The following is a 22434-nucleotide window of genomic DNA, read 5'->3' on the forward strand; positions in this document are numbered from 1 at the left end:
GCCATGTTACGCGTGCTATTTCTGTTTCTGGTGGTGATCGCCAGCGTGGTGCTCGGGCCGATGCTGGCCGGGCATCAAGGCTATGTGCTGATCCAGACCGATAATTACAATATTGAAACCAGCGTCACCGGCCTGGTGATCATGCTGGTGCTGCTGTTCGTGGTGCTGTTGGCGATCGAGTGGATCCTGCGTCGAATTTTCCGTACCGGCGCCCGCACGCGCGGTTGGTTTATCGGCCGCAAGCGCACCCGCGCGCGCCAGCAAACCAAAGCCGCGCTGATCAAACTGGCGGAAGGCGACTACAAGCAGGTTGAAAAGCTGATGACGCGCAACGCCGACCACGCCGAACAGCCGGTGGTGAACTATCTGCTGGCCGCCGAGGCCGCGCAGCAACGCGGCGATGACTTCCGCACCAACCAGTATCTGGAACGCGCCGCCGAAGCCGCCGACACCGATCAGCTGCCGGTGGATATCACCCGGGTTCGCATTCAGCTGGCGCAGGGCGAGAACCACGCCGCGCGCCACGGCGTCGATCGTCTGCTGAACCAGGCTCCGCGCCATCCGGAAGTGCTGCGCCTGGCGGAACAAGCCTATCTGCGCACCGGCGCCTATGCGTCGCTGCTGGAAGTGCTGCCGTCGATGCGTAAAATCGAACTGCATAGCGAAGAGCAGCTGCAGGCCCTGCAGCAACAGGCTTACATCGGGCTGATGAATCAGGCGATGGCGGACGAAGGCAGCGAAGGCCTGAAGCGCTGGTGGAAAGATCAGAGCCGCAAGACGCGTCACGAAGTGCCGCTGCAAATCGCGATGGTGGAGCACCTGATCGAATGCAACGACCATGAACTGGCGCAGGAAATTGTGCTCGACAGCCTGAAGCGCCAATACGACGAGCGTCTGGTGCTGTTGCTGCCGCGGCTGAAGTCCGGCAATCCCGAGCAGTTGGAGAGAGCGCTGCGCCAGCAGATGAAACAACACGGCGCGACACCGCTGTTGAACAGCACGCTGGGGCAGTTGCTGATGAAGCACGGCGAATGGCAGCAGGCGGCCGACGCCTTCCGCGAAGCGTTGAAGCAGCGCCCGGACGCCTATGATTACGCCTGGTTGGCCGATACGCTGGAGAAACTGCACCGTTCGGATGAAGCGGCACAGATGCGGCGTGAAGGGCTGATGTTAACGCTGAAACAGAACGGCGGCGAGTAACGCCCCGTTCGGTTGAGAGAAGCGCGGCCCCGATGCCGCGCTTTTTTTTGCCCGCGAGCTGGCTGAAGCGCAAAAAAAAAACACTTGCCGTAGGGCAAGTGTATAAAGAAGCAATCAGGTCTAGGACAACAGGGGCGGTGCCTCACTCAACGTTCTGCCCTGAGCGTGATGACGGGTTAGTCATCGTTCTCGTGGGCGATAGGCACCCTAAATCGGCTCTGCGTCATTCCCAGGGTTTATGAAGCCTAAGGCGAACATAAGAGATGGAATGAGCATCTACGCTGTAGATATTGCACTTGCCGTGCCAACTTTTAGATTTAAGCGACCACCCATAAAAAATAGAATTCAATGCATTGAAATATATCTATTTTTTATTTAACTCCGCCTTCCTAGTCATGTGCCGCACCCTTCGTTCCATACCGACGGCCGATCTGAAGATGTCGCCTCGCAACGACGACTTAAGCCAAAGCTGATTATGTTGTTTAAAATCAATTGATTATTTGTCTCAAACTGACGACAGCATCAGGCGATACTGTCGCTGAAAACCAACAGGCTTGCCGGTATAAACAAGGCGCCAACTCCAGACCGGCAAAAAACCCGCACAGGGTTGCACAGGCTGCTCATTGTTCGTCTCGCCATGCTGAGCCTCATAAACTGCAGACGTAAAAAAACCGACTTGCGTCGGTTTCTTTGAAAGTGGTCGGCGAGAGAGGATTCGAACCTCCGACCCACTGGTCCCAAACCAGTTGCGCTACCAAGCTGCGCTACTCGCCGATTTGTGTTGCTTATACTACCCGATTTATCAGACCATTGTCCATATAAATCTTATATTTATCAGATATTTTGCGTGGTGCGAAGAGAGGGACTTGAACCCTCACGTCCGTAAGAACACTAACACCTGAAGCTAGCGCGTCTACCAATTCCGCCACCTTCGCACTGTCACAAAATACTGCTAAATCTTCACTTCGTTAGGAAGTGGGGTGGCTAATGGGACTCGAACCCACGACAACTGGAATCACAATCCAGGGCTCTACCAACTGAGCTATAGCCACCATTACTACTTCTTACTCACGCGGTAATATTACCACCGCAGCTCCTGCGCACAAACTTAATGGCGCGCCCGACAGGATTCGAACCTGAGACCTCTGCCTCCGGAGGGCAGCGCTCTATCCAGCTGAGCTACGGGCGCGTAGCGCCGTTGCGGGAGGGGATACTACGGATTTACGCCAATTCTGTCTAGTGCTTTTTCGCAGAAATGTTGCGTTTGATTACGCTTTGCTCACTCCCACGCACAAAAGCGCACTCCGTAGCCCCTTTTCACCGTTTATTGGCGCGTTTCTACCCGATTTTCAGCCGGATGATGTTTCTTGTGCATGCCGAAAGTGAAGTAGCACAGGCTGACGCCGGCTAAGAAAATCGCCCCGACCAGCAGGGAAATCCGCGTATCCGGGTTGATTCCCATACCGACCAGCACGCACACCAGAAAAGCGATGGTCAGATAGTTCACATACGGGAACATGATCGACTTGAAGCTGTGGTTTTTGATCGCTTCCTTGTGGGCGCGGCGGAAATAGAGTTGGCTAATCAGCACCACGAACCACGGCACCATGCCCGGCAGTACGCTGGCGCTATAGACGTAGACGAACACCTGCTCCGGATTAGGGATGATGTAGTTCAGCGCGGATCCCACCAACAGGCAGCCGATGGTGACGGCGATGCAGTTGACCGGCACGCCGCTGGCGGAAAGCTTGGTCAACGCCGCTGGCAGCTGGCGGTTCTTGGCCAGGGCGTACAGCATGCGGCCGCCGCTGTACATGCCGCTGTTGCAGCCGGAGAGCGCGGCGGTCAACACCACGAAGTTGATGATGCCGGCGGCGGCGACGATGCCAATCTTGGCGAAGGTCAGTACGAACGGGCTACCGGTGGTGCCGATGCCGTTCCACGGGAAGATGGTAACGATGACGAAGATGGCGCCGACATAGAAGATCAGGATACGCCACAGGATATTGTTGATCGCGCGTTTCAGCGTCACCTGAGGATTCTTGGCTTCCCCGGCGGTGATGCCCACCAGCTCTACCCCCTGATAGGACGCCACTACGATGCACAGCGCAAACAGGAAGCCTTTCCAGCCGCCGGCGAAGAAGCCGCCGTGCGCCGTCAGATTAGCGAAACCAACGGGTTCACCGCCGTTGCCGAAACCGAAGAAGATCACCCCCAGCCCCACCAGAATCATCACGATGATGGTGGTGACCTTGATCATGGCGAACCAGAACTCCAGCTCACCGTACAGGCGCACCGCCGCCAGGTTGGCCAGCGCCACCATCGCCACGGCGATCAGCGCCGGCACCCACTGCGGTATTTCGGGGAACCAGAACTGCACATACACCCCAATGGCGGTGATCTCCGAAATGCCGACGGCGATCCACATAAACCAATAGCCCCAGGCGGTCAGATAGCCGAAATAGGGATTCATGTATTTATGCGCGTAAACGGCGAACGACCCGGCGACCGGCTCGAGGAACAGCATTTCCCCCATCGAACGCATAATGAAGAACACGAACAGCCCGGCGATGATGTAAGCCAGCAGCACCGATGGCCCCGCCCACTTCAGCGTACTGGCCGACCCCATAAACAGGCCGACACCGATGGTGCCCCCCAGAGCGATAAGCTCGATATGCCGGGCCTCAAGGCCCCGGTGTAGCCCTTGCGGTTTCTCTTTGTGTGCCATAAATCCTCAATAATTTTTCTCGGGTTGTGTTTGCCTGCCGGCCGCTGCCGGTCGTTATTGTCATTATTAAAAGAATAAATCATCCCCTGCCGATCGGGTTGGCATCAACGGGTAGTCGGAGCGAAGTTACCGTGAGAAGAACATCGTTCAGCGCTGGCGCAACAGGCGCAGCGGCCAGGGATAATTTCCGGGCGGTATCGTTTCGCATTTCGCCGCTATAAGCAAACCGCAATTTAAAACTTTATGGAATAAATGCGGCGGCGTTTAGGGCCGGGGGTTATAGATATGCGGGAGAAATGGGCAAAAACAGATTATTGGTATAGCAGACCGGGGCGGAACAACACTTTCCGCCCCGGATGAGGGGTTACATCTTGCCGCGGTAGTAGTAGCCGACAAACTTCAACAGCTTCAACTGCCGGCCGATGCGGCTGGGCTGGCTGAGCAGGCGGTAGAGCCACTCCAGGCCGAGGTTCTGCCAGACCTTGGGCGCGCGCTTCACGTGCCCGGTAAACACGTCATAGGTACCGCCTACGCCCATGTACAGCGCCTGTGGATGCACCTTGCGGCAATCGCGCATCAGAATCTCCTGCTTCGGCGATCCCATCGCTACCGTCACAATGGCGGCGCCGCTGGCGCGAATACGCTCGAACAGCGCCTCTCGCTGCTCCGGCTTGAAATAGCCGTCCTGGCTGCCCACCAGGTTGACATTCCACTGGCTGCGCAGCTTCTGCTCGGTTTCCACCAGGACTTCCGGCTTGCCGCCGACCAGAAAGACCGGCGTGCCTTCCTGCCCGGCGCGCTGCATCAAGGCTTCCCAAAGATCGGCGCCCGCGACGCGCGAAACCTCCGCCGCCGGGTATTTGCGGCGGATCGAACGCACCATGCTGATGCCATCGGCGTACTTGTACTCCGCCTCATCCAGCAACGCATGCAGCGCCTGGTCCTCTTCCGCCTTCAGGATCTTTTCCGCGTTCATCGCTACCAGCGTGCCCTGCTTTACCCGGCCGCCGTCGAACAAAAAGTCCATGCAGTGCGCCATATCGCGAAAGCCCCACAGGCTGAAACCGCGCAGCTCGTACTGCGGCACCGAAATCTTTGCTTCCATCGTTCTCATTACCCTTACAAAAGACCGCTCGCCCGAGGCGGAGACGCCGGCGCGCGAGCGCGCGTCACTCTGGCCTTGATCAACCCGGCGGTATCGAACAGCCAATACAGCAACTTCGCCAGCACCAGACAGGCGCCGAAAATAATGCAGAAGAACACCACGCGCGACACGAAGGAGTCCACCCCTTCGCGCGCCAGCACGATCATGTTGAACACCGCGCCGAAGCAGAAGCCTTGCAGGATAGCCGCCTTGTAGCGGTTCGGTTCGGTTTTGCCCAACTCGTACAGCCAGTCGAACCACTTGATGATCATGCCCACCAGAATCGCACCGAGCGGAATAAACAGCGCGCCGCCCATCACGACCAGCGAACCGATCAGCGTCGGAGAAATCGCCAGCCCGGAGTGGTTGTTCAGCACTTCCCAGGTGAAATAGTTGGCCGAGTTCAGCACCACGTCCGGCCGGCCCGGCCACAGCCAGGTTGGGATAAAGACATAGAAATCGCGCACGATCGGCGCCAGCCCCTGGAAGTCGATCTTGTCGTAATTTTGCAGCAGCAGCGCCAGGTTTTCCCACGGCGAGAAGGTATCGCGAGTCAGATAGAGGAAGGTATAAAACGCTTCCGCGCCGCTGACGTCCAGGCTGTAGCGCTTCAACGCCAGCCAGAACATGCCGACCACGCCGAATATGCCCGCCGCCGCCAGCATCCACAGCGTGATCCAGCCGCGCACGATGCCGATAAACAGAAACAGCGCGAAGGCGATGATGATATTGGCGCGGGTGCCGCCGACGATCACATAGGTCAGAATGCCGAACGCCACCGTCGCCACCAGGAACAAGAACCAGGCGCGCAGATCCTGTCGCAGGAAATAGACCACCAGCATGGCCGGAATAAAGAAGTAGAAGAAACGCTTGAGCGCCACGCCGGACACGTCGCTGGAGAAGATCTGGCTGTAGGAATTGAGCTTGAACAGCAGGAAGCCGTTCTGCATGAAGAAGATCCCCACGGTGCCGATCGCCACCAGCGCCAGCAACACCCAGGTCATATGAGTCTCTACCCGGTTCATGGTGAACAGCGCCGCGCGCGGCTGAACGCGCCGCTTGCGCAGCCGCGTTTTGTAAGTGACGTAATAGATGGCGTAAAACGCCGTCGCCGACAGCAGGGCGTACAGCAGGAACTCCACCGGCACCACCTCGACGTCAAACTGAAACACCAGCAGGCAGGTCAGCGGGAAGCCGAAATAAAACGTCAGCAAATACAGCAGCGAGAAGAAGACGTTGAAGTTAAAGCGCACGCGCCGAAACTCCTGGTAGGTCAGCGTCAGAATAAACGTCAGGCTGACCAGATAGACGACAAACAGGCCGCCGAATTGCGCCAACGTCATGAGTGCTCTCCCGCCGCCAACGCCAGGGCTTGCTGCCAGCCGTCGACATAGTTCGGATTGAAGAAGGCGATCGCCTGTTTATCCACCGCCGCCAGCTGGCGCTGCGCTTCGCGCACCACCGCTTCGTCCAGCGAATCACCATAGAACAACACCGGCAGGTGCTGTTCCGCCAGATCCTGCCAGAACGGGTTCTGCCGGCTGAGCACGAAAGGCACGCCGAACTGAATCAGCAGGCACAGGGTGCCGATCCCCTGCTGGCGATTGAAAATGAAATAGCCGAGATCGCAGGCGCGCAGAATATTGAGGTAATCCTCAAACGCCACCTGCTGCGTGAGCAGCTGCAGGTTTTTCTCGCCGAACAGCGGCAATCCGGCGGCGCGCACCTGCTCGATGTAGGCGTCGTTGTTGGCCGGATAACCCATCGGCAGGATCACGCGCACGTCGGCACCAAACTGCTGATGAATCGCCTGCAGCGCTTCGATATGCCGATTGCTGCGATCGCCGGAATTGCCCACCAGAATCGTCATCGGCCCGGCCAGATTTTTTTCGACGTGAACGTCGGTCAGCGCCGGGTCCATGCGGGTCGGGAAATACAGCAGCGAGGCCGGTACCCGCGCATGGCGCTGCTGGTAGTGAATCACGTCGCCACGAGTGGCGAACACGTTCCCCACCCGCCCCTGCGCAATGCGCCGCAGCAGATAGAACAGGCGGAATTTCCAGCTGGTGGCGTCTTCATACAGATCGGCGCCCCAAATATGCCAACTGACCTGACGCGCCTTGATCTTGCCGCTCAGCAGCGCCAGCCACAGCCCCGGGTTAAATTGGCCATGCAGGAAGAAACGCGCATCACGATCGGACTGGGCGCGGGCGATCACCGCCGCCGCCAAACTCTTCTTGTCGGCGTAAGGCTCAATATTAAGGGCCGGAAACTCCCCCAACGCCGCCACATCCTTGGCCGCCACCATAAAATGCCGCGTCTGCTCAGCCGGCAAACGCGGCGCCAGCACGTCGTTGAAGAAGCGCAGCACCGTCTGGTTATGATGCGGGATATCGGATCCCAGAACGTGAATCAGTGTGGTCATACTCGTCTACGATAAATAAGAAACACGCAGCTACAGAGCGCGAAATACACGATGTAGGTTGCCATATAGGCCTGAGCCGCTCCCAGCGCGCCGTGCAGCGGGATCAGCCAGTGCGAGAACAGCGTCAGCAGCAGAAACTGGCTGACTTCTGTCAGGATATAAAAGCGCAGCGACGCTTTGGCGATCACCAGATAGCCGAACACATAAGCTCCGACTTTCAGCACATCGCCCACCAGCTGCCAGGCAAACAGATCGCGCATGGCAACGAATTTGTCCGAGAACAGCAGCCAAATGGCGAAATCGCGCAGCAACCACACCGTAAAGCTCGCCGCCGCTACCGCCGGCAGCACGAATTTCAGCGAGCGCACGATCTCTCGCGAGATGGCGCCCTTGTCCGTCAGCCGCGACAGCGTCGGCAGCAGATAGACGGTAAACGAGGCGGTGATAAACTGCAGATAGGCATCGGAAATGCTGCTGACGCCCTGCCAGATCCCCACCTCATCCCAACCGTAATGCGCGGCCAACAGGTTACGCATCATCACGTAGGCCACCGGCAACGTCACCGAGGTGATCAACGCCATGATGGTGAATTTGCCGAGGTTGCCGGCCACCGGTTTGTCCCAGCGCGGCGCCAGATAGCGCAGCTGCAACGTTTTGCGCCGCCATAACATCAACCCTGCCGGCAACACCACCAACGCCGGCACCAGCGCCAGCCCCGCCAGCGCGCCTTCATAGCCGCCCAGCTTGAAACACAGATAGTAAGCCACCACGCCGATCAGGCTGCCGCCTATCACCGCCAGCGCATTACCCATCGCATCGCGATAGCCTTTCAGCACCGCCATAAACAGGTTGGCGTAGGCGATACCCATCTGAATGAAAGCCACGGCGCGCACCACGCCGACATAATCGGCATGCCCGAACAGCCCTATGCTGATCGGCTCGGCGGCGAACAGAAACACCAGCGCCAACAAGGTCGAAAAGCCCAGCACGATGCTCGACGCGGTGCCGACCGCCAGACGCAGACGCTGAGGATCCTGATGGTACTCCGCCACGTATTTGGTGATGCCGTTAAAAATGCCCGCGCCGGACAGCACGCCCAGCACGGTAATCAACTGACGGAAGTTACCTGCCTGCCCCACCCCGCTGGGGCCAAACGCCACCGCCAGCAGTTTCACCACCAACAATCCCACGCCGATTTTGATCAGCGTGGAGCCGGCGGTCCATATCGATGCTTTTGCCAACGACATATCAGGCGAAGAAGCTCAGTATGCTATTGATAACCGTACGTTGATTAACATCGGACATATTGTAGAACAACGGCAAGCGCACCAGACGCGCGCTTTCCTGTGAGGTGTATCGGTCTTCGCCGGCAAAGCGACCAAAACGTTCGCCGGCCGGACACTCATGCAGCGGGATATAGTGGAACACCGCCATGATCTCGGCTTCTTTCAAATAGTCGATAAATGCGGTGCGATCGTCGATATCGCGCAACTTGATATAGAACATATGCGCGTTATGCACGCAGTCCGGCGGAATGCTCGGCAGCTCGATGCGCCCTGATCTCGCCAACGGCAGGAAACTGTCGTAGTACTTCTGCCACAGCGACAGGCGGCGTTGATTGATGCGTTCCGCCACTTCCAGCTGGCCCCACAGGTAGGCGGCCTGCAGGTCAGACATCAGATAGCTGGAACCGATGTCGCGCCAGGTGTATTTGTCGACCTGACCACGGAAGAACTGGCTGCGGTTGGTGCCTTTCTCGCGGATGACTTCCGCCCGATCGACCAGCGCCGGATCGTTCACCAGCGTCGCGCCGCCTTCGCCGCCGGCGGTATAGTTTTTGGTTTCATGGAAGCTGAAGCAGCCGATATGGCCGATGGTGCCCAATGCCTTGCCTTTGTAGGTCGACATCACGCCCTGCGCGGCATCTTCCACCACGAACAGGTTATATTTCTTCGCCAGCGCCATGATGGTATCCATCTCGCAGGCGACGCCGGCGTAGTGTACCGGCACGATCGCGCGGGTTTTATCGGTGATCGCCGCTTCGATTTTGGTTTCGTCGATGTTCATGGTGTCCGGACGCAGGTCGACGAACACCACTTTGGCGCCGCGCAGCACAAAGGCGTTAGCAGTGGAAACGAAGGTAAAGCTCGGCATGATCACTTCGTCACCCGGCTGAATATCCAGCAGAATGGCGGCCATTTCCAACGACGCGGTGCAGGAAGGCGTCAACAATACTTTCGCGCTGCCGAAACGCTGTTCCATCCACTGCTGGCAGCGGCGGGTAAAGCCACCGTCGCCGCACAACTTGCCGCTGCCCATGGCAGCCTGCATATATTCCAATTCAGTGCCAACAACCGGTGGAGCGTTAAATGGAATCATGTTTACCTCTGTATAACCAGTACGCGGTGCTTTCAATCACGGCACCCTGTCGTTGATAGAGTCGTAATGCGGCGATATTGCTTATCTGGGTCGCCACCCGCAGGCGCTGCATCCCCTGGCGCCGACTTTCGGCGATCGCCGCCACCATCAGCCGAGTGCCAATGCCCCGGCCAGATGCGCCGGGGAAAGCCGCCAGCAGGCCGATACGCATGTCCTGGCCGCCAATGTTACGCAGGCTGACAAAGCCTTCTGGTTGCCCCTGTTCGTCCAGTGCCAACAGGCACAGATGATCGAAAGTGCCTAAAACGGCCTTTTCGATCCACAAAGCATAAAACCGACCGCTGTCATCAGGTTGATACCAAGGCGCGCGAAAGCGGCTGACGGTGAACGCCTGAGCCGCCGCAGCGCGCAATGCCGGAATATCGGCCTCAGTCGCCAGGCGGGAAGTCTCAACGCCGTCGCCGGGTTCATCCGCTCGTCCATCCTCGAGGGCCAGGACCAGATCGACCTCGCCTTCAACCAAACGGAATCCCAACCCTGCCAGGCCGTCCGCCAATGCCAATTGCTGCGCGGGGATTTTGGCCTGCACCAACGTATAAGCATCCAAATCAGCCTCGGCCACGGGTGCCACCGAGCTATCCAAATGCAACTTGGCGCTATCTAATTGGAAGAAGTCGCTCTCCCAATGCAGCGGTTCAATACTGGCGTGGACGCGCATGCAATAAATCCAGTAAGTATTTGCCATAGCCGGTTTTGGCCAGCGTCTGAGCCGCGCGCTTCACGCCCTCATCTTCCAGCCAGCCATTGCGCCAGGCGATCTCCTCGAGACAGGCGATTTTAAAGCCCTGGCGTTTCTCGACCGTCTGCACGAAGCTGCTGGCTTCCAGCAGGCTGTCGTGCGTGCCGGTGTCCAGCCAGGCAAAACCGCGCCCCAACAGCTCGACGGTCAGCTCTCCGCGTTCCAGATACATCTGGTTAATGCTGGTGATCTCCAATTCACCCCGAGGTGACGGTTTGATCTGCTTGGCGAACTCCACGACCTGCGCATCGTAGAAATACAACCCGGTCACCGCCCAGTTGGACTTCGGTTTAGCCGGCTTTTCTTCGATCGACAGCGCACGGAAGCGGTCGTCAAACTCCACCACGCCAAAACGCTCAGGATCCATCACCTGATAGCCGAACACGGTCGCACCGGTGGTGCGCGCCGCAACGTTTCTCAGCTTGGGGCTGAACGCCTGACCAAAGTAAATATTGTCACCCAATACCAGACAGCTCGGCTCACCGGCCAAAAACTCTTCGCCGATCAAAAATGCCTGGGCCAGGCCATCGGGGCTTGGCTGTTCGGCATAGCTGAGATTGATGCCGAACGCTTCGCCGCTGCCCAACAGCCTCTTGAATAAAGGCAGATCTTCCGGCGTGGAGATAATCAGAATGTCTTTGATTCCCGCCAGCATCAGCACCGACAACGGGTAATAGATCATCGGCTTATCGTAAATCGGCAGCAGCTGTTTCGATACGCCGCGGGTAATCGGATGCAGACGCGTACCGGAGCCCCCAGCCAGCACAATACCTTTCATACTTGCTCCCAAATCTGCCACGTCGCCCACAGGCGGCAAAGCATGATATTCACTCGGACAGCCCTAAACGCTCGCCGGCATAAGAACCGTCTTGCACCCGGCGCCACCAGGTTTCGTTGTTCAGGTACCAAACCACGGTTTTGCGAAGGCCGCTTTCGAACGTTTCCTGCGGCCGCCAGCCCAATTCACGATCGATTTTGCCGGCGTCGATGGCGTAGCGCATATCGTGTCCCGGGCGATCCTTCACGTAAGTGATCAGATCGCGGTAGTTCGCCACGCCTTGCGGTTTGTTCGGCGCAAGCTCTTCCAACAGATCGCAAATGGTCTGCACCACTTCGATATTCTTGCGCTCGTTATGGCCACCAATATTGTAAGTTTCGCCAACTACGCCTTCGGTCACGACCTGATAGAGTGCGCGCGCGTGATCTTCGACATACAGCCAGTCACGCACCTGCGCGCCGTTGCCGTATACCGGCAGCGGTTTGCCGGCTACCGCATTCAGGATCACCAGCGGGATCAGCTTCTCCGGGAAGTGATAAGGGCCATAGTTGTTCGAACAGTTGGTCACAAGGGTCGGCAGGCCATAGGTGCGCAGCCAGGCGCGCACCAGATGATCGCTCGACGCTTTGGAAGCGGAATACGGGCTGCTCGGCGCATACGGCGTGGTTTCGGTGAACAGATCGTCGGTGCCGTGCAGATCCCCGTACACTTCGTCGGTGGAGATATGATGGAAGCGGAAGGCCAGTTTCTTCTCCGCCGCCAGCGGCTGCCAGTAGTGACGCGCCGCTTCCAGCAGGGTGTAAGTGCCGACCACGTTAGTCTCGATAAACGCCGCTGGGCCGTCGATAGAGCGATCGACGTGGCTTTCCGCCGCCAGGTGCATCACCACGTCCGGCTGATACTGGGCGAACACCCGATCCATCTCGGCGCGATCGCAAATGTCGGCCTGCTCGAAAGCATAGCGATCGCTCTCAGCCACCGCTGCCAGCGACTCGAGGTTACCGGCATAGGTCAGCTTATCCACCACCACCACGCTATCGCCGGTGGCCTCGATGATGTGCCGCACGACCGCAGAGCCGATAAATCCGGCGCCACCAGTCACCAAGATACGCTTCAACGCCAGACTCCCTTGGTATCCACCACCCAACTTTGCTTGATCTCTTCCGGTCGGATGGCCTTGAACTGCTGGTGATCGACCAACATCACGATCACATCGGCCTGCTGCAACGCCTCGGCGATTGGCGTCAACGTCACATGGCCCGCCAGTGACTTCGGCAGCTGTTCGACGTTCGGTTCCACCGCCAGCGTTTCGCCGACGTGCCATTCGGCGATCAGGTGCGCGACTTCTACCGCCGGGCTTTCACGCAGATCGTCAATATTCGGCTTGAAGGCCAGGCCGAAGCAGGCGATTTTCACCTCAGACGCACGCTTGTCGGTGGCGGCCAGACAATCGGCCACCGCCGCTTTCACCCGATCGACCACCCACAACGGTTTGCCATCGTTCACCAGACGCGCGGTATGGATCAAGCGCGCCTGCTGTGGGTTCTGCGCCACGATAAACCACGGATCGACGGCGATGCAGTGGCCGCCGACGCCTGGCCCCGGCTGCAGAATATTCACTCGCGGGTGGCGATTCGCCAGGCGAATCAGTTCCCAGACGTTGATCCCCTGTTCGGCGCAAATCAACGACAGTTCGTTCGCAAAGGCGATGTTCACGTCGCGGAAGCTGTTTTCCGTCAGCTTGCACATCTCGGCGGTGCGCGAGTTGGTAACCACGCATTCCCCCTCGAGGAAAATCTTGTACAGCTCGCTGGCGCGCGCCGAACACTTCGGCGTCATGCCGCCGATCACGCGGTCGTTTTGAATCAGTTCCACCATCACCTGCCCCGGCAGCACGCGCTCCGGGCAGTAGGCGATATTCACGTCCGCCGCTTCACCCGCCTGCTGCGGGAAGCTCAGATCGCTGCGCGCCTGCGCCAACCATGTCGCCATCTGTTCGGTGGCGCCCACCGGCGAAGTGGACTCAAGGATCACCAGGTCGCCCTTTTTCAGCACCGGCGCCAGCGATTTCGCCGCCGCTTCAACAAAAGCCAGATCCGGCTCATGGTCGCCTTTGAACGGCGTAGGCACCGCGATCAGGAACGCATCGGCCGCCAGCGGTTTGGTTACCGCCTGCAGGAAACCGCCGTCGACGGCCTCCTTGACCACTTTGTCCAGATCCGGTTCAACGATGTGGATCGCACCACGGTTAATGGTATCTACCGCATGTTGGTTAACATCTACGCCCACCACTTTTTTCTTGCGGGAGGCAAACGCCGCCGCCGTTGGCAAGCCGATATAACCCAGGCCGATAACCGAAATAGTGTTAAAACTCATAGTGTCACCTGATGATTCTTTAAAGCTTCGAGGATACGCTGACAGGCATGCCCGTCACCGTATGGGTTGTGCGCCCGGCTCATCGCGTGATATTCGCTTTCGTCCGTCAACAGTCGGGTCACCGCTTCAACAATTTTGGCCACGTCGGTGCCGACCAAACGCACCGTGCCCGCATCTATCGCCTCCGGGCGTTCGGTGGTGTCGCGCATCACCAGCACCGGTTTGCCTAACGACGGCGCTTCTTCCTGAATGCCGCCCGAATCGGTGAGGATCATGTAAGCGTGCGTCATCAGATAGACAAACGGCAGATAGTCCTGCGGTTCGATCAGCATGACGTTGTCGATGCCTTTCAAAATGCGATTCACCGGCTCGCTGACGTTCGGGTTGAGATGCACCGGATACACCACCTGCACTTCCGGATGATTGCGGGCGATCTCCGCCAGGGCGCTGCAAATTCGCTCAAAGCCGCCACCAAAGCTTTCGCGGCGATGGCCGGTGACCAGAATCAGTTTCTTGTCGGCGTCGAGGAACGGGTAACGCTGCGCCAGGCTAGCCCGCAATGCGGCATCGCTCATCACGCGATCGCGCACCCAGAACAACGCGTCGATCACCGTATTGCCGGTCACGAAAATACGGTTGTCGGGCAGCAGCTCGCGTAACAAATTTTGGCGTGAGTTCTCGGTTGGCGCGAAATGGTACATCGCCAAATGGCCGGTCAATTTGCGGTTGGCCTCTTCCGGCCAGGGAGAGTACAGATTGCCGGTGCGCAGCCCGGCCTCGACATGCCCGACAGGGATGCGTTGATAGAACGCAGCCAGGCTGGTCGCCAGCGTGGTGGTAGTATCACCGTGCACCAACACCACGTCCGGTTTGAACTCTTCCAGCACCTCTTTCAGCCCTTCCAGGATGCGACAGGTGATCTCCGTTAGCCCCTGGCCGGGTTTCATGATGTTCAGGTCGTAATCCGGCGTGATCTCAAACAACCGCAAAACCTGATCCAACATCTCACGATGCTGTGCCGTTACGCAGACTCTTGCGTCAAAGGCCTCGTCCTGGGCCAGTGCATGTACCAGTGGCGCCATTTTAATGGCTTCAGGCCTGGTGCCGAAAACAGTCAACACTTTCACAGCGAATCTCTTTTGGTCGGTTAATCGCAGGCCCCGCCTGCGAATGGGACGCTCACGCGCCCTGCATCAGATTATTATATTATTTTTTTAACTACGCGGCCGACGCGCCAAGGCAACACCCGCGCCAACCAAAGCGCCCATCGCGCCCCACAGAATCAGCCAGAAGACCCGGCGTGGGCTGTCGCGTTTTACCGGCTCTTCCGGCGTACGCAAATAGCGATAGGTCTGGAACTTCTCATCCAACGTCGGGCCAACGTTCAGCGTCGCCAACATCGCGCGGTTCTGATCGTAATCCAGATCGTAAGTCGGGCCGGAAGCCTGCAGGCCTTCCAGGCGCGCCTGCAGCATTGGCCGGCCCAGCAGGAACAGATCCGAATCCGGCAGTTGCTCGACCGGGGTGTCGGTTTGCGTGCGGCTGATCCCCTGGCTCTCGGCGATTTTCAGCGCCTGCTGCGTGGTGTTCAGCTCACGCTTGTAAACCGACTCCGCCACCGCTTCCTGGCGCTTGACCTGCGCTTTCATCGAGGTAGTGCGTGCGGCCCAGGCCCCCTGAATCTCTTCGTTCAGATGCTGGGCCGCGCGGTGGCTGGCGAAGGCCACGTATTGGCGCAGCAGACGGTTGGCGTCCGCAGCGGTTTCCGCCGTCAGCTTCACACCGTCGTTCGGTACTTTCTTGTCGTCGCGCGGCGTGAACAGGATGTTGTTGATCAGCTCGTCGAGCAACGCCGCATCGGCGCGGGCATCCCCTTCCTGACGCTGCTTGTAGTAATCGCTCTGCAGCCAGAAATCGCGACGCGTATCATAAGCCGCCAGCTGCATGATGAACTCATTGTATGCTTCGTCCGCGATGCTCGGCTGATCGCCGGCCGTCGCCGGCAGCGTACGCACGTCCAGATTACGCAGGAACTGCTGCTGCGAGTAGTAACCGCCCAGCGCATTCACCGTAGGTCTGTCCGTGATTGCGGTGGCGCTCCACTCTTGCTTAACCAGATAAGAGACGATCAGCGCGACCGCCGCGAACAGCACCGCAATGCCGATAATCCACGGTTTGCCGCGCCACAGGGTGCAGCACAGGCCGCGGATATCGAGTTCGTTATCCACCGCCGGGGTATGCTTGTCAGACGTTGTTTCTGGATTCATCACAGCCAAAAAGCCTCTGGTTAAGATACTTGCTTGTTATCGCTCGAACGCCGCAAGCGGCGCTTGATACGCTTAATGTACCGCGCAACCCGCCAGGCGCGCTTGATGCAGTAACCGTACAGGAAGAAAGCAAGCAAGAATAATGCCAACATAACCCACTCAGGGATAAAAGTCAGGCGTTCGCCGATCACGCCAACCGCCGCCAGCAATGCGGCCGCCAGGGTGATCAACACAAAAGCCTGCCGCGGCGTAAAGCCGGCGCGCATGATCAGGTGGTGAATATGTTGACGGTCGGGAGAGAAGGGGCTCATTCCCTTGCGTAAACGACGATACATGATTGCTATCATGTCCATCAGTGGAATAGCGATGATCCACAGCGCGGTCACCGGGTTAATCGAGTGTGCCTTTCCCTGTGAACTTTGCAGCAGCAGCCAAATGGCGGTAAAGCCGATCAGGGTACTGCCGGCGTCCCCCATGAACACTTTATAACGGCGGCCGAGGATGCCGAGGTTGAGCAAAATATAGGGAACGATGGCGGCGATCATCGCAAAGCACCAGAACGCCAAATCATTATGTCCGCTCAGGTACAGCAGCAGGCCCAGCGCGCCGAAGGAGACGCACGACAGCCCCCCCAACAGACCATCGATGCCGTCGACCATGTTGAAGGCGTTGATCGCCGCCCATACCGCGAACAGCGTCACCAGATAGCCGAACGGCCCCAGCACCATCTCCCAGTCACCCAGCACATGGCCGAAACTGCGCAGATACAGGCCAGCGAATGCCATCATGGCGATGCCGACCAATGCCTGAACGAATGCCCGAATCTTAACGCTGATATCAAAACGGTCATCCAAAGCACCGATGAACACTAAAATGCCCGCGCAGATGAGGTAAAGTGTACTGTGTACAATCTTTTGTTCCGATATAAAGAAAGCGAAACACAGACCGGCATAGACCGCAATCCCACCAACCAATGGGATTAATCCTTGGTGGCGTTTGCGATAGTTAGGCTTATCAACCAACCCAATACGTTTTGCTACCTTACGGGCAACAAAGAGGAAAGCTAAGGAGAATAGGAAAACAAATAGGATTTCAGTACTCATAGTGAGTAAGTTCACAATTAACAGATCTCGTAAGAAGATAAGGCAGCTTAACATGGGAGACAGGTTATGCGATGGGATCCCGTTGCCTTTCAGTCATTTCTTATGATGCCGGAATTCATTCTCATTCACCCCAGCACCGCAGCCAATTCCGGTTGTAACATGCAGCACACCCAGATATCGAAAGTAAGAAGAATTCTCAATAAGTCGAGGAAACAACTTACTTTTCCATTACTGCTACTTATCGTATCCGCCAAAAGCGAAAAACGCCACGACTAGGCGTGGCGTTCAGCGAATTTTTTAACGAATTATGAGCGTTTCATCATATCGAAGAATTCATCGTTGGTTTTGGTCATCGCCAACTTATTAATGAGGAACTCCATCGCGTCAATCTCACCCATCGGGTGAATGATTTTGCGCAGGATCCACATTTTTTGCAGCTCTTCGGAGGTGGTGAGCAGCTCTTCTTTACGGGTACCGGAACGGTTGTAATCGATCGCAGGGAATACGCGTTTCTCGGCGATTTTACGCGCCAGGTGCAATTCCATGTTGCCGGTGCCTTTAAATTCTTCGTAGATCACTTCGTCCATCTTCGAACCGGTATCAACCAGCGCCGTCGCGATGATGGTCAGGCTGCCGCCCTCTTCCACGTTACGCGCCGCACCGAAGAAACGCTTCGGACGGTGCAGGGCGTTGGCGTCCACACCACCAGTCAGCACCTTGCCGGAGGCCGGTACCACGGTGTTGTAGGCGCGCGCCAGACGGGTGATGGAGTCGAGCAGAATGATAACGTCTTTCTTGTGTTCAACCAGGCGCTTGGCCTTCTCGATCACCATTTCGGCCACTTGCACGTGACGCGAAGCCGGCTCGTCGAAGGTCGAGGCGATCACTTCGCCTTTCACCAGACGCTGCATCTCGGTCACTTCTTCCGGACGCTCGTCGATCAGCAGCACCATCAGCACGCAGTCTGGGTGGTTGTAGGCGATGCTCTGCGCGATGTTCTGCAGCAGCATGGTTTTACCGGCTTTCGGCGGTGCCACGATCAGGCCACGTTGGCCGCGGCCAATCGGCGCCGCCAGATCCAGTACGCGCGCCGTCAGGTCTTCGGTAGAGCCGTTGCCGCGCTCCATCCGCAGACGTGAATTGGCGTGCAGCGGCGTCAAGTTCTCGAACAGGATCTTGCTGCGGGCGTTTTCCGGCTTGTCGTAGTTGACTTCGTTGACTTTCAACAGGGCAAAATAGCGCTCGCCTTCTTTTGGCGGACGAATCTTACCGGAAATGGTGTCACCTGTGCGGAGGTTGAAACGGCGGATTTGGCTAGGGGATACATAGATGTCGTCGGGACCGGCGAGGTAGGAACTGTCTCCAGAGCGGAGGAAACCGAATCCATCCTGCAATATCTCGAGCACGCCGTCGCCGAAGATATCTTCTCCGCTTTTCGCATGTTGCTTCAGAATGGAGAAGATAATGTCCTGCTTGCGCATGCGGGCAAGGTTTTCCAGCCCCATATTTTCGCCGAGAGTAATCAGCTCAGAAACCGGCGTATTCTTTAATTCGGTAAGATTCATAATGGTGGGTTCTTAAACTCGGGGTATGTCTCGAACTTGTATCGTGAATGGTATGGCAGCGAAATGCGTGCCTGTCTACTGGACGTTCGATCACCGGGCGCAGAGCCGTCGCGGTAAGAAATGGCTTACATCGGGCGTACGCATTGACGGTTGAAGATCGAAGGTACCTTAAAAATGATTTTGCAAAACCGTTTGATTGCCAAAACACGGGCTGAGTTCAGTTTACTTTCAACGCCAGTGGTTCAACACAGAGTATAGCTTTAGATTCAAACTCTTTAGATTTAAAACTTCGGGCAAGTTCTATATGCAGTGTGGTTAAACTTAACACGCTTCTTGGCAGGCGTCTAGCGGTGAATTGAACATCACCGCCAGCCGCCTGATATGGGGCTTCCCGCCCGATTACAGATTCGCGTTCAGGAAATCTTTGAGCTGACCTTTGGACAACGCGCCCACCTTGGTCGCGGCCACTTCACCGTTCTTGAACAGCAACAGCGTAGGGATGCCACGGATACCGTACTTAGGCGCGGTAGCCGGGTTCTGATCGATATTCAGCTTGGTGATGGTCAGCTTGCCTTCGAACTCTTCGGCAATCTCATCCAGAATCGGAGCAATCATCTTGCACGGCCCACACCATTCAGCCCAGAAATCGACCAGGATCGGCCCTTCCGCTTTCAGCACATCGGCTTCGAAGCTGCTGTCAGTCAGGTGAATAATTTTATCGCTCATGTTCTACTCCACAGGATTATGTCTACCTTGTTGGTGTAGCATTAACCAACTCAAGGTGATTTTATTGCACCGCGTTTATTTCAACGGATGTGCTTTCGTAAAGCAATAGTTAGCTGATATTCTACCACACTATGAGCAAAACACACTTGACCGAACAGAAGTTTTCCGACTTCGCCCTGCACCCGTTAGTCCTTGAAGCCCTTGAGAAAAAAGGGTTTCACAATTGCACGCCCATCCAGGCGTTAGCATTGCCGCTCACGCTCTCCGGGCGTGACGTTGCAGGTCAGGCGCAAACCGGTACCGGAAAGACGCTGGCGTTTTTGGCGTCTACTTTTCACTATTTGCTGACTCACCCGGCGAAACAGGATCGCCAGACCAATCAGCCGCGCGCCTTGATCATGGCGCCTACGCGTGAACTGGCGGTGCAAATCCACTCCGATGCGGAAGCTCTCTCCCAGACCACCGGCCTGAAACTGGGCCTGGCCTACGGCGGCGACGGCTACGACAAACAGCTGAAAGTGCTGGAAAGCGGCGTGGATATTCTGATTGGCACCACCGGCCGTTTAATCGATTACACCAAACAGAACTATGTCGATCTCGGCGCGATGCAGGTTGTCGTGCTGGATGAAGCCGATCGCATGTACGATCTGGGCTTTATCAAAGACATCCGTTGGCTGTTCCGTCGCATGCCTGCGGCCGATCAACGCCTGAACATGCTGTTCTCCGCCACCCTGTCCTATCGCGTACGCGAGCTGGCCTTCGAGCAGATGAACAACGCCGAATATGTTGAAGTGGAACCGGAACAGAAAACCGGCCACCGCATTAAAGAAGAGCTGTTCTACCCGTCCAACGAAGAAAAAATGCGTCTGCTGCAGACGCTGATCGAAGAAGAGTGGCCGGATCGCGCCATCATCTTCGCCAACACCAAGCACCGCTGCGAAGACATCTGGGGCCACCTGGCCGCCGACGGTCACCGCGTCGGCCTGCTGACCGGTGACGTGGCGCAGAAAAAACGCCTGCGCATCCTCGACGACTTCACCAAGGGCAACCTCGATATCCTGGTCGCCACCGACGTTGCCGCGCGCGGTCTGCACATCCCTGCCGTCACGCACGTTTTCAACTACGATCTGCCTGACGACTGCGAAGACTACGTGCACCGCATCGGCCGTACCGGCCGTGCAGGCGCCAGCGGTCACTCCATCAGTCTGGCTTGTGAAGAGTACGCGCTCAACCTGCCGGCGATCGAGACCTATATCGACCACAGCATTCCGGTGAGCAAGTACAACAGCGATGCGCTGCTGACCGATCTGCCGGCGCCGAAGCGCCTGTCGCGTCCGCGCGGCGGCAACGGCCCACGTCGCAACTCCGCGCCTCGTCGCGGCGGCGCGCCGCGCAACAACCGTAAACGTTCGAGCTGATCGCCATGCTCAGTTCCAGCACGCTTTATGCTGCCATCGATCTCGGCTCCAACAGCTTCCATATGCTGGTGGTGCGCGAGGTGGCCGGCAGCATTCAGACTCTGGCGCGGATCAAGCGCAAAGTGCGCCTGGCGGCCGGGCTGGATCAGAACAATCACCTGTCGCATGAGGCCATGCAGCGCGGCTGGCAGTGTCTTCGGCTGTTCTCCGAACGCCTTCAGGACATTCCGCGCGAGCAAATCCGCGTTGTCGCCACCGCCACGCTGCGTCTGGCGTCCAACGCCGATGAGTTTCTGCAGGCCGCCGAGCACATCCTCGGCTGCCCGATACAGGTGATCAGCGGTGAAGAAGAGGCGCGGCTGATTTATCACGGTGTCGCACACACCACCGGCGGGCCGGATCAGCGGCTGGTCGTCGATATCGGCGGCGGCAGCACCGAGCTGGTCACCGGCACCGGCGCGCAGGCATCGCAGCTGTATAGCCTGTCGATGGGCTGCGTCACCTGGCTGGAACGCTACTTCAGCGATCGCAACCTCGCGCAAGAAAACTTCGAGCGCGCCGAACAGGCCGCGCGCGAAATGGTGCGGCCGATCGCGCCACAGCTGCGCCAGCAGGGTTGGCAGGTTTGCGTTGGCGCTTCCGGCACCGTGCAGGCGCTGCAGGAGATCATGGTGGCGCAAGGCATGGATGAGCGCATCACCCTGGCCAAATTGCGCCAGCTGAAACAGCGCGCCATTCAGTGCGGCAAGCTGGAAGAGCTGGAGATAGAAGGGTTAACGCTGGAGCGCGCGCTGGTGTTTCCAAGCGGCCTGTCCATTCTGCTGGCCATCTTCCAGGAGCTGGGCATCGAGAGCATGATGCTGGCCGGCGGGGCGCTGCGCGAAGGCCTGGTTTACGGCATGCTGCATCTGCCGGTGGAACAGGATATCCGCATTCGCACTATCCGCAACCTGCAACGTCGTTACCTGATCGATACCGAGCAGGCCGAACGCGTCAGCCAGCTCGCCGCCAACTTCTCGCAGCAGGTCGCCAACGAGTGGCAGCTGGATGCGCGATGTCGCGAGCTGTTGCACAGCGCCTGTCTAATCCACGAGCTCGGCCTCAGCGTCGATTTCAAGCAGGCGCCGCAACACGCCGCCTACCTGATTCGTCACCTGGATCTCCCCGGCTTTACCCCGGCGCAGAAAAAACTGCTGGCCACCCTGCTGCAAAACCAGAGCAACCCCCTCGACCTGTCGCTGTTGAACCAGCAAAACGCCCTGCCGCCGCGCACCGCGCAGCGTCTGTGCCGCATTTTGCGCCTGGCGATCATCTTCGCCAGCCGCCGCCGCGACGACACGCTGCCGGCGGTGCGTTTACGCGCCAATCAGGATGATGAACTGACGGTGATCTTGCCGCCAGGCTGGCTGGAACAGCATCCGCTGCGCGCCGAAGCGCTGGAGCAGGAAAGCCACTGGCAGAGTTACGTCCACTGGACGCTGCGGCTGGAAGAGCAACGTTGAAATGACAAGGGCGCGATGAGCGCC

General features: G+C 57.9%; 18 protein-coding genes and 4 tRNA genes. 3 read left to right on the forward strand and 19 right to left on the reverse strand.

The features are described from left to right. The first annotated feature begins 3 nt into the window (after window positions 1-3). Window positions 4-1200, forward strand: a complete 1197-nt coding sequence (gene hemY, locus AAIE04_RS07335) for a protoheme IX biogenesis protein HemY (RefSeq protein ID WP_019452550.1) — start codon at window positions 4-6, stop codon at window positions 1198-1200. Between the two features lie 697 nt (window positions 1201-1897). Here the strand turns inward: hemY and AAIE04_RS07340 are convergent. From AAIE04_RS07340 to trxA, 19 genes are all read right to left on the reverse strand, one after another. Next, window positions 1898-1974 (reverse strand) — tRNA-Pro (locus tag AAIE04_RS07340). A gap of 74 nt (window positions 1975-2048) precedes the next feature. Continuing rightward, window positions 2049-2135, reverse strand: a tRNA-Leu gene (locus tag AAIE04_RS07345). A 41-nt stretch (window positions 2136-2176) separates the two neighbouring features. Beyond that, window positions 2177-2252 (reverse strand) — tRNA-His (locus AAIE04_RS07350). A gap of 60 nt (window positions 2253-2312) precedes the next feature. After that, window positions 2313-2389, reverse strand: a tRNA-Arg gene (locus tag AAIE04_RS07355). Window positions 2390-2524: 135 nt separating this feature from the next. After that, window positions 2525-3928, reverse strand: coding sequence for a bifunctional threonine/serine APC transporter ThrP (gene thrP, locus AAIE04_RS07360; RefSeq protein ID WP_498576729.1), 1404 nt, complete (start codon window positions 3926-3928; stop codon window positions 2525-2527). A 364-nt stretch (window positions 3929-4292) separates the two neighbouring features. Continuing rightward, window positions 4293-5033 (reverse strand): lipopolysaccharide N-acetylmannosaminouronosyltransferase, encoded by a 741-nt coding sequence (wecG, locus tag AAIE04_RS07365; protein ID WP_435981633.1) that lies wholly within the window; start codon window positions 5031-5033, stop codon window positions 4293-4295. Between the two features lie 14 nt (window positions 5034-5047). Beyond that, window positions 5048-6415 carry an ECA oligosaccharide polymerase gene (wzyE, locus tag AAIE04_RS07370; protein ID WP_063918210.1) on the reverse strand — a complete coding sequence of 456 codons (1368 nt, stop codon included), beginning with the start codon at window positions 6413-6415 and terminating at the stop codon, window positions 5048-5050. Further along, on the reverse strand, window positions 6412-7497 hold the full coding sequence (locus tag AAIE04_RS07375) for a TDP-N-acetylfucosamine:lipid II N-acetylfucosaminyltransferase (RefSeq protein WP_498576730.1): 1086 nt from the start codon (window positions 7495-7497) through the stop codon (window positions 6412-6414). The genes wzyE and AAIE04_RS07375 overlap by 4 nt, the downstream gene beginning before the upstream one ends. Beyond that, on the reverse strand, window positions 7494-8744 hold the full coding sequence (gene wzxE / locus AAIE04_RS07380; RefSeq protein WP_498576731.1) for a lipid III flippase WzxE: 1251 nt from the start codon (window positions 8742-8744) through the stop codon (window positions 7494-7496). Before wzxE ends, AAIE04_RS07375 begins: the two co-directional genes overlap by 4 nt. Window position 8745: 1 nt before the next feature. Beyond that, the gene (gene rffA / locus AAIE04_RS07385) at window positions 8746-9876 is read right to left on the reverse strand and encodes a dTDP-4-amino-4,6-dideoxygalactose transaminase (RefSeq protein ID WP_498576732.1); all 1131 of its coding nucleotides are present in this window, start codon (window positions 9874-9876) and stop codon (window positions 8746-8748) included. Further along, window positions 9863-10594, reverse strand: a complete 732-nt coding sequence (gene rffC, locus AAIE04_RS07390) for a dTDP-4-amino-4,6-dideoxy-D-galactose acyltransferase (RefSeq protein ID WP_498576733.1) — start codon at window positions 10592-10594, stop codon at window positions 9863-9865. Before rffC ends, rffA begins: the two co-directional genes overlap by 14 nt. After that, a complete protein-coding gene (gene rfbA / locus AAIE04_RS07395; protein ID WP_498576734.1) occupies window positions 10572-11453 on the reverse strand; it encodes a glucose-1-phosphate thymidylyltransferase RfbA in 882 nt (293 codons plus the stop codon). The genes rffC and rfbA overlap by 23 nt, the downstream gene beginning before the upstream one ends. 49 nt (window positions 11454-11502) lie before the next feature. Continuing rightward, window positions 11503-12570: a dTDP-glucose 4,6-dehydratase gene (gene rffG / locus AAIE04_RS07400; protein WP_498576735.1), complete on the reverse strand. Its 1068-nt coding sequence runs from the start codon at window positions 12568-12570 to the stop codon at window positions 11503-11505. After that, on the reverse strand, window positions 12567-13829 hold the full coding sequence (gene wecC, locus AAIE04_RS07405) for a UDP-N-acetyl-D-mannosamine dehydrogenase (protein ID WP_498576736.1): 1263 nt from the start codon (window positions 13827-13829) through the stop codon (window positions 12567-12569). The genes rffG and wecC overlap by 4 nt, the downstream gene beginning before the upstream one ends. Continuing rightward, entirely contained in the window at window positions 13826-14956 is a 1131-nt protein-coding gene (gene wecB / locus AAIE04_RS07410) for a non-hydrolyzing UDP-N-acetylglucosamine 2-epimerase (protein ID WP_498576737.1), read from the reverse strand. Before wecB ends, wecC begins: the two co-directional genes overlap by 4 nt. Window positions 14957-15043: 87 nt before the next feature. Continuing rightward, a complete protein-coding gene (gene wzzE, locus AAIE04_RS07415; RefSeq protein ID WP_498576864.1) occupies window positions 15044-16096 on the reverse strand; it encodes an ECA polysaccharide chain length modulation protein in 1053 nt (350 codons plus the stop codon). A 20-nt stretch (window positions 16097-16116) separates the two neighbouring features. Beyond that, a complete protein-coding gene (wecA, locus tag AAIE04_RS07420) occupies window positions 16117-17214 on the reverse strand; it encodes a UDP-N-acetylglucosamine--undecaprenyl-phosphate N-acetylglucosaminephosphotransferase (protein WP_169540737.1) in 1098 nt (365 codons plus the stop codon). Window positions 17215-17504: 290 nt separating this feature from the next. Then, window positions 17505-18764 carry a transcription termination factor Rho gene (gene rho / locus AAIE04_RS07425; protein ID WP_004934188.1) on the reverse strand — a complete coding sequence of 420 codons (1260 nt, stop codon included), beginning with the start codon at window positions 18762-18764 and terminating at the stop codon, window positions 17505-17507. A gap of 399 nt (window positions 18765-19163) precedes the next feature. Beyond that, window positions 19164-19490: a thioredoxin TrxA gene (trxA, locus tag AAIE04_RS07430; protein WP_004934187.1), complete on the reverse strand. Its 327-nt coding sequence runs from the start codon at window positions 19488-19490 to the stop codon at window positions 19164-19166. A gap of 131 nt (window positions 19491-19621) precedes the next feature. Here trxA and rhlB point away from each other — a divergent pair, with 131 nt between their 5' ends. Beyond that, window positions 19622-20908, forward strand: coding sequence for an ATP-dependent RNA helicase RhlB (gene rhlB, locus AAIE04_RS07435; protein ID WP_025160400.1), 1287 nt, complete (start codon window positions 19622-19624; stop codon window positions 20906-20908). 5 nt (window positions 20909-20913) lie between these two features. Further along, window positions 20914-22410 carry an exopolyphosphatase gene (ppx, locus tag AAIE04_RS07440; protein WP_498576738.1) on the forward strand — a complete coding sequence of 499 codons (1497 nt, stop codon included), beginning with the start codon at window positions 20914-20916 and terminating at the stop codon, window positions 22408-22410. Window positions 22411-22434: the final 24 nt, after the last annotated feature.

This window comes from Serratia sp. Ae19-1 (assembly GCF_059801225.1).